Source organism: Meridianimarinicoccus zhengii (assembly GCF_003254465.1).
GTDB lineage: Bacteria > Pseudomonadota > Alphaproteobacteria > Rhodobacterales > Rhodobacteraceae > Meridianimarinicoccus > Meridianimarinicoccus zhengii.
In genome coordinates this window covers 1-1,039 of sequence record NZ_QDFI01000182.1, presented here as the reverse complement: position 1 = coordinate 1,039, position 1,039 = coordinate 1, and the positions used below count along the sequence as shown (strand labels likewise).

3 protein-coding genes are annotated in these 1,039 nt (G+C 74.2%); all 3 read left to right on the top strand.

The window, feature by feature from the left end:
• Positions 1 to 383, top strand: a 383-nt coding sequence (locus DDE13_RS22485; protein WP_268951272.1) for a helix-turn-helix domain-containing protein, incomplete at its 5' end; no start/stop codon positions are given.
• Positions 384 to 536: 153 nt separating this feature from the next.
• Positions 537 to 728, top strand: coding sequence for a hypothetical protein (locus DDE13_RS22480; protein ID WP_111406401.1), 192 nt, complete (start codon positions 537 to 539; stop codon positions 726 to 728).
• Positions 725 to 916 (top strand): hemin uptake protein HemP, encoded by a 192-nt coding sequence (gene hemP / locus DDE13_RS22475; protein ID WP_111406400.1) that lies wholly within the window; start codon positions 725 to 727, stop codon positions 914 to 916. The genes DDE13_RS22480 and hemP overlap by 4 nt, the downstream gene beginning before the upstream one ends.
• The last annotated feature ends 123 nt before the right edge of the window (positions 917 to 1,039 follow it).

Sequence of the window (1,039 nt, the reverse complement as noted above, 5' to 3'; positions counted from 1 at the left end):
TGCGCCCCGGCGGGCTGGGCTTCGTGCCGCTGGGGCTGGGTGGCGGCGCGGCCCTGCGCGCGGGCGGCGACACGGATGCACGGCTGGCCGCATGGCTCGCCGGAATCGAAAGCGCGGCACTGCGCGGGCTGATGGAATGCGACCGGCTGGCCGCATGGGAAGCGCAGGCGCGCGACCTGACAGCGCCCATGTCGGGCCGCACCCCCGCCCGCCTGATCGACGCGCTGGCCGCCTGGCCGATCGTCTCCGCCCCGATGCTGGCCGCGCAGACCGGCGCATCCCGCGCCGCGGTCCAGCGCAACATGATCCGGTTCGAGGACCTGGGCCTCGTGCGCGAACTGACCGGGCAGGCCCGTTTCCGGTTCTGGCGCGCCGCATTGTGACGGGCCGACACGGACCGCCACCCGCCGGCCACGCCACGCAGAGACCGGATTGACAAACCTTATCCTTTCACTCAGGTTTAAGCCATCCGCCCAGCCACCACACGGGAAGCCCGGCACGTTTCGACCCTGACACAGCGCAAAGGATCGCCCGTCATGCTCCGTCTCGTCCCGATTCCCACCGTCGCGCCGCCCCGGCCGCACCCGGCGATGCAGCCCGGCACCCCGCGCTCCGCCCGCGCCCTGGCCGAGGAATGCCTCGCGCATGGGCCGGTCTTCGCCACGGGCACCGGCACCGCCACCGGCGCGTTCGAGGCGCTCATGGACTGGGTGGAGGGGCGGCCATGACCCTTGCCTTCCGCGCCCCCGACCGGCAGCCCGACACGGCCGACGCCCGCCCGGCACCGGCCGGCGGCGCCCCGGTACATGACGCGCGCCACCTGACCGGCCCCGACCAGACCGGCTATATCCGGCTCGACGACAAGACCTATGTCCTGCGCATCACCCGCGCGGGCAAGCTGATCCTGACCAAATGACCGCCTTCACGCCCTTTCCGACGATCCCCGCCGGGCAGGCGGGCATCGCCCCGGCCCCCGAACGCGGCGCCGAGACACGGCTCGCCGCCGCGGTGCTGCGCCTCGCGGCGGTCGGCGCGGCGG